The sequence below is a fragment of the Halocalculus aciditolerans genome, assembly GCF_014647475.1.
GTDB lineage: Archaea > Halobacteriota > Halobacteria > Halobacteriales > Halobacteriaceae > Halocalculus > Halocalculus aciditolerans.
Window position 1 is genome coordinate 868,984 of sequence record NZ_BMPG01000002.1, and the last position, 6,399, is coordinate 875,382.

A 6,399-nucleotide genomic window follows, 5' to 3' on the forward strand; every position below is an offset into this window, starting at 1 on the left:
GGGGGTAGGAGGGACTATCTTTTCGATTCTGCATCGGTGAAAGAAGAATCGGTGGGCGGGGAGCGAGCGCGTTCGCCGGAGCGGATGGAGGGCGGTGTTACTCCGATTCCGATTCTGCGTCCGATTTGGGTTTCGTGGAGGTGACCGGGCGCGTGCTCTTCAGGATGACGGACTGCGCGACGCTCCCGAAGAGGAGTTTCCCGGCGGGCGAGCGCTGCCGGCCGCCGACCGCGATGTCGTCGGCGTCGACGTCGTCGGCGACGGCGAGGATGCCGTCTTCGGGTTCGCCGGACTCGGCGCGTTCTTCGACGTCGACGCCGATGGATTCGAGCGCGTCGACGGCGTACGCCACGCTGTCCGGGGTTTCGGCGTAGCCGCGGAGGTCGATTTTCGCGCTCTCGGCCGGCTGGACTTCCGGGAAGACGTGGAGGACGACGACGTCGACGTCGGTGCCGTTGTCAACGAGCGTTTCGACGTAGTCGACCTGGCCGCGGGCGCGTGTCGTGTCCGTGTCGACGGGAACGAGGACCGTGTATGCCATGCTCACGCCTACACCCAGCCAGCTAATAAAACTCCGCCGTAGCGCCCCGAGAGGTCACCTATTCGACGTGTCCGACGGTGACGGAGAAGGGGATGGTGGTGCGGCGTTCGTACTCGCCGGTCTGCATCTGCTCGACGACTTCGCGGCCCATCTCCCGCCACTCGCCGCGGAGCGCGTCGATGTCGTCCTCGCTCAGTCCGCCCCGGGCGAGCGTGCGGCGTTGCTCGCGGAGCCGCGCGCCGGTCGCCTTCCGCTGCGCCGTCTCGATGTCGGATTCTGAGTACGGCGCGCTCGTCTCCCGGACGTGCTCGTGCCGCCGGGTCTCGACGTCGACGAGACCGGCGTCCGCGAAGACCTCGTCCGTGTGCGACCCGAGCGTCACGTCCGTCTCCACGCCCGCGATGTAGGCGTCCCGCGCGCGCCGCGTCAGCGCGGCCTCCGCGGGGACCGTGCTCTCCACGTCGACGCCGCTGTTATCGGGTTCGATGGCGGCGACGAGGTCCGAGGAGACGCGGGCGAACTCCCGGACGGCGTCGACGGGGTCGGGGAGGTTGATGAGGAGCGCCTGGCACGCCACGAGGTCCGCAGCGTTCGAAACGAGGGGGAGGCGGGTCGCGTCCCCGAGCACGCGGTCGTCGGCGGCGTCGACGTGCGTGATGAGGTCGGCGTCGGCGTCCACGGCCGTCACCGCGCCCGGCGTCTCCGCCGCGAGCACGCGCGTGAGCTCGCCGGAGCCACAGCCCACGTCGACGACGTGCTCGCGGTCGCGGAGCGAGAGCGGCGCGAGCGCTCGCCGGTCGTCCCACATCCCCCGCCGCGTGTCCTCGAGGTACTTCGCGCTGAACCGTCTCACTGGCCGGTGGTTCGCGCACTGCGGGCAAAAGCAGTTCGAGTTCGACTCGAAGCTGCGGCCTCAGGCGTCGTTCCGGAGGTCGCGGACGTGGTCGATGTTCCACGCGTAGCTGCGGCCGTCCTCCGTCGGGGTTTCGAGGGCGAGCGGGACGTCCTCGATGGCGTCGTGGTTCAGGAAGGCCTCGAATCCGTCGTCGCCGATGTGGCCGTCGCCGATGTGGGCGTGCTCGTCCTTGTTCGTCCCGCACTCGTGCTTCGAGTCGTTCAGGTGGACGTACTTGAGGTGTTCGAGGCCGACGACGTCGTCGAGCTCCTGGAGGGTGTCGTCGACGCCCTGCGGCGTGGAGAGGTCGTAGCCGGCGGCGAACGCGTGGGCGGTGTCGAGGCAGACGTCGAGCGGTTCGTCCGTGAGTTCGAGGACGGTGGCGAGGTGTTCGAAGTCGCCGCCGAGCTTCGTGCCGCTCCCCGCGTCCGACTCGATGAGGATGGTGACGTCGTCCGGGACGTCGAGGCTGTCGAGGACGCCCGCGGCGTTCTCTAACCCGCCGTCGACGCCCGCGCCCGTGTGCGCGCCGAGGTGGACGTTCACGTAGGGAATTCCCAGCTTGTCGGCGGCGTCGACCTCTTTCTGCATCGCGTCCGTCGACTTCTCCCGCAGCCCCTCCTTCGGCGTGCAGAGATTCACGAGGTAGGACGTGTGGATGACCCAGGGTTCGACGCCGGCGTCGTCCGAGCGCGCGCGGAACGCCTCGGCTTCGGCGTCCTCGATGTTCGGGTCCTGCCAGACCTGCGGAGAGTGCGTGAATATCTGTCCGCAGTTCCCGCCGACCTCTAGCTGCCGCCAGACGGCGTTCTCGACGCCGCTCCCCGGCGGGGATTCGGGGTCGCTCGACGTCTTCGAACCGGAAATGGAGACGTGGGCTCCGACTCTGAACATACCTGCCTCTCACCCCGCGGGGAGAAAGGGACTTCGGATACGCGCGCGGGGAGCGAGAAGGTTTTGCCCGTGGCGGGCGATGCGGGAGGTATGAGCCGGTCGACGCCGCTCGCAGTCGGGGACCAGGTGGCGGGCGACGCCAGCGCGCCGCTCGTCTACCCGGACGACACGGTCGAGGAGCGCACGGTGGCGTCGTGCGTCGAAGAACGGCCCACGCTCTTCGTCTTCTACACGAACGACTTCAGCCCGGACTGCGTGACCGAGTGGTGTTCCTTCCGCGACTACACGTGGTTCTCCGCCGCGGACCGCGTGAACATCGTCGGCGTCAGCGCGTCCCGCGTCGGCACGCACAAGCGTTTCATCGACTACCTCGGCCTCGACTTCCCGCTGTTCGCCGACGAGGACCTCGAAATCACGGAGGCGTTCGGCGTCCGCTACAAGGCCTTCAAGCTCTTCACGCGCTCGAAGCGCTCCGTCTTCCTCGTCGACGGGGACCGAACGGTCCGCTATCGCTGGGTCGGCGAGAGCCTCGTGGACCCGACGCGCGACCAACCGCCGCTCGAAGAGATCCGCCACGCCGTCGAAGACGCCACCGGCGGTACCGACGACGCCTTCGGGTTCGCCTGAACGCCGCTCGGGAGGCGAGTCCGAACGAACCCGGAAGACGGAAACGGCGGCTATGCGGTGAGAGGTCGTGGGTGCCCGCGGCGATTACGCGGTCGGGTCGTCGGCGCGGCGGTTCCAGGCTTCGCTGTGGTACTTCTCGCGGGCGAGGTCGCGGGCGGCGGCGAGTTCGTCGTCCGTCCACTCGCCGACGGTCGCGCCGCTCCAGTCGGCGAGCGCGGTTTCGAGGGCGTCGACGGCGTCTTCGCGGGTGACGTCTGCTTCTGCTCGGATGCTCGTCACGCGCTCTCTGAACTCGGTGCCGGTGACGCCGGGGTCGGCGAAGCAGTCGAGGTGGCGGACGGGCGTGCGCGCGTAGGAGAGGCTGCCGTGTTGGACGACGGCGTCGCGCTGGCGGTACTGGGCGTTCCCGCTGATCTTCTTCCCGCCGGCGACGACGTCGTGGGCGGGGTTGAGCGCGCGGAGGTAGCAGGCGGGGCGGTGGAGTTCGGGAGCGGGTTCGTCGGCGAAGTCGGCGTCCACGCCCATCCGCGAGAAGGCGTCGAGGAGCGGCTCGCAGAGTTCCTCGTAGGCGTCCATGAGGTCGGTCGGGAACTCGTCGGTCGGGGCGGTGACGGAGTAGGAGATGTCGCCGTGGTAGTCGTGGAAGATGCCGCCGCCGCCGGTGGGGCGGCGGGTGACGGTGACGCCTTCACGTTCGCACCACGCCCAGTCGACCGAGTCGGCTGGCTGGCTGTAGCCGAGCGAGAGCGTGCTCGGCCCCCAGCGGTAGACGCGGACGGTGCGCGGGCCGCCGTCGCCGGCGGTGCGCGCGGCGATTTCGTCGAGCGCCATGTTCATCGGGCCGCTCCAGGTTTCTTCCGGGACGAGTCGCCACGCTCCGTCGACGCCGGTCATAGTTCGAGTAGGGCGCGCCGGGGGAAAGCGATACCGTCTCCGTCCGAATTAGATTTCTTCTTGTTGAGTGCCGTAATTTAAGTGTGGAAAGCCCGTAGAGTCGGGTACAATGTGGCAACTCGGCCCCCACGCGGACGAGCCAGAGTGGAAGCTGCTCGACGTCCCCTTCGACAATGACCTGATGGAGATCTGTCAGACGACGGTCGGCGCGTACGCCATCGGCGACGGCGGCGTCCTCGCCGGTAACCGCAACAAGGAGGGGTGGAAGATCGTCCTCGACGACGGGCCGAACGCGCGCGACAACCAGCTCCGCGCGATGGACGTCACGGACGACGGGAAGCGCCTCTGGTTCCTCGGCAGCTCCGGCGCAATCGGCTGCTACGACGTCGAAACCCGCCGGAAGTACGACTACTCGTACCCCAAGGAGATGACCTCCACCTGGGAGGGTATCACGGTCTCCGGACCCGCCGGGAGGGAGAAGGGTCTCGCGGCGAACGGGAGCGGCGAAGTGATGCCGTTCACCATCGACGGCTTCGACGTCGACTGGGGGGTCGCGGAGAAGCCCGTCGGCGGCAAGGCCTCGAAAATCGCCGCGCTCGCCTCCACCGAGGAAGGAATCGGGTTCGCCATCGACACCTCCGGGCAGGCCTACAAGACCACGGAGAGCGACGGCTGGAAGGACATCGGCATCGTCAACGCCCAGGTGAAGTTCTACGACGTCTACGCCGGAGGCCACGGGAAGGTGTACGTCTCCGCGGGCGACGGCCGCCTCTACCGCTACGACAACTCCTACAACCAGTGGACGCCCATCTCGGTCGGGAACGCCGCGCTCCACTCCTTCGACATGTACGACGGCGACATGGTCGTCCTCGGCGGCGGCGGCCTCTTCTACCAGCGGCAGTTCGGCGGGCAGCGCTGGCGGAAAATCCACACGCCGACGAAGAAGACGCTCTACGACGTCCGCCTCGGCAAACCCTACGACGTCGCCGTCGGGAAAGGCGGGACCGTCCTCCACCGCCCCCGTGGGGAGGCCGCGAACGAGGAGTCGAGCGCCGACGGCGACCAGTACGACGGCCGCGGCGAGCTCTACGACGGCGACGAGAACGCGAAGAACCAGTCCGGGTCGACGTCCGGCAAAACGAGCGGAACGGAGACGAACAGCGACGGCAGCCAGTAGAGTAGTCAGTAGAGTTCGCCGCCGAGCGGCACGGCGTCGTCGGGGGCGACGAGGACGGGGTGGCCGTCCTCGTCCGGAACCCCGACCGTGAGCGCTTCTGATTCGTAGCCGGCGATGTTGACGGTGCCGAGGTTCGTCGCACAGAGTACCTGCCGGCCGACGAGGTCGTCTGGGTCGTAGTTATAGCCGGTCTGCGCCGCGGACTGCACCGTCTCGTCGCCGAGGTCGACCTCCAGTTTCGCCATCTCGGGTTTGCGGGTTTCGGGGAACGGCTCCGCGTGCAGTATTTCGCCGACCCGGAACGTCGTCTCGAACAGGCTGTCGGACATCGACTCACTCTCCCGGCGGCCGCGAGGTAAAGCTTCGCTCGACGGCGACATGCGCCACGTCGAGACGGCGCGGACAGTAACTCCAAGAGCACGGGCAGTGTAGGCCCGTGACGTGACGAGAACTCCAGTGGTGGTCGCGTCGTGGTAGCGGAGTGGTTCACCCAATTCTTCGGCACGGACCCGATCGTACACGGGTTGGTCGGCGGGCTGATCATCGCCTTGATGAACCTCTTCGGCGCGTCTCTCGTGTTCGTCTGGCGGAACCCCTCGGAGCGGGCGCTCGACGGCGCGCTCGGGTTCGCCGCCGGCGTGATGCTCGCCGCGAGCTTCACCAGCCTCATCATCCCCGGCATCGAGACGTACTCGAACGGGAACCCCATGCCGGTGCTCGTCGGGGTCGCGCTCGGCGCGCTCTTCCTCGACCAGTCCGACCGCTTCATCCCGCACGCCCACTACCTCCTGTCGGGGCGGAAACGCTCGGACGCCGCGAACCCGAGCGTGGACCTCCCCGTCTCGGAGGAGAAACTCGCGGGCGTCCTCCTGTTCATCTTCGCCATCACCATCCACAACATGCCGGAGGGCCTCGCCGTCGGCGTCGGCTTCGGCAGCGGGAACCTCGAACAGGCGATTCCGCTGATGCTCGCCATCGGCATCCAGAACATCCCCGAAGGCCTCGCCGTCTCCGTCGCCGCGATAAACGCCGGCCTCGACCGGCGGTCCTACGCGGTCTTCACGGGCATCCGCGCGGGCGTCGTCGAGATTCCGCTCGCCGTTCTCGGCGCGTACGCCGTCCAGTCGGTGTCCGCGCTCCTCCCGTACGCGATGGGGTTCGCCGCCGGGGCGATGCTCTTCGTCATCAGCGACGAAATCGTCCCCGAGACCCACGCGAAAGGCTACGAGCGCATCGCGACGCTCGGCACCATCGCCGGCGTCATCGTGATGCTCTACCTCGACATCGCGCTGGCGTAACGCGGTTCGGAGCGAGCGTCAGCGAGCGAGAACCGCGGTAACGCGAACGGGGAGCAACGCGACCCGTGAGCCG

Annotated in this window: 8 protein-coding genes; 3 read left to right on the forward strand and 5 right to left on the reverse strand. The window is 68.2% G+C overall.

Translation table 11 applies throughout. The annotated features are described in order from the left end of the window. Positions 1–97: 97 nt before the first annotated feature. The 3 genes from IEY26_RS11075 to IEY26_RS11085 are packed head-to-tail and all read right to left on the reverse strand — an operon-like array spanning position 98 to position 2,330. Positions 98–541, reverse strand: a complete 444-nt coding sequence (locus tag IEY26_RS11075; protein WP_188978873.1) for a universal stress protein — start codon at positions 539–541, stop codon at positions 98–100. 58 nt (positions 542–599) lie between these two features. Further along, entirely contained in the window at positions 600–1,394 is a 795-nt protein-coding gene (locus tag IEY26_RS11080; RefSeq protein WP_188978875.1) for a class I SAM-dependent methyltransferase, read from the reverse strand. Positions 1,395–1,454: 60 nt separating this feature from the next. Next, a complete protein-coding gene (locus IEY26_RS11085) occupies positions 1,455–2,330 on the reverse strand; it encodes a deoxyribonuclease IV (protein WP_188978877.1) in 876 nt (291 codons plus the stop codon). A 90-nt stretch (positions 2,331–2,420) separates the two neighbouring features. Here IEY26_RS11085 and IEY26_RS11090 point away from each other — a divergent pair, with 90 nt between their 5' ends. After that, positions 2,421–2,957 (forward strand): redoxin domain-containing protein, encoded by a 537-nt coding sequence (locus IEY26_RS11090; RefSeq protein WP_188978879.1) that lies wholly within the window; start codon positions 2,421–2,423, stop codon positions 2,955–2,957. 84 nt (positions 2,958–3,041) lie between these two features. Here IEY26_RS11090 and IEY26_RS11095 read toward each other — a convergent pair whose 3' ends face one another. After that, positions 3,042–3,851, reverse strand: a complete 810-nt coding sequence (locus IEY26_RS11095; RefSeq protein ID WP_188978881.1) for a lipoate--protein ligase family protein — start codon at positions 3,849–3,851, stop codon at positions 3,042–3,044. Between the two features lie 109 nt (positions 3,852–3,960). Between IEY26_RS11095 and IEY26_RS11100 the strand changes: the two genes are divergently transcribed. Continuing rightward, positions 3,961–5,028: a WD40/YVTN/BNR-like repeat-containing protein gene (locus IEY26_RS11100; RefSeq protein ID WP_188978883.1), complete on the forward strand. Its 1,068-nt coding sequence runs from the start codon at positions 3,961–3,963 to the stop codon at positions 5,026–5,028. 5 nt (positions 5,029–5,033) lie between these two features. On the opposite strand, the gene IEY26_RS11105 is transcribed toward IEY26_RS11100, so the two are convergent. Next, positions 5,034–5,357, reverse strand: a complete 324-nt coding sequence (locus tag IEY26_RS11105) for a tRNA-binding protein (protein ID WP_188978884.1) — start codon at positions 5,355–5,357, stop codon at positions 5,034–5,036. Positions 5,358–5,498: 141 nt separating this feature from the next. Here IEY26_RS11105 and IEY26_RS11110 point away from each other — a divergent pair, with 141 nt between their 5' ends. After that, a complete protein-coding gene (locus tag IEY26_RS11110) occupies positions 5,499–6,326 on the forward strand; it encodes a ZIP family metal transporter (protein WP_229774034.1) in 828 nt (275 codons plus the stop codon). Positions 6,327–6,399: the final 73 nt, after the last annotated feature.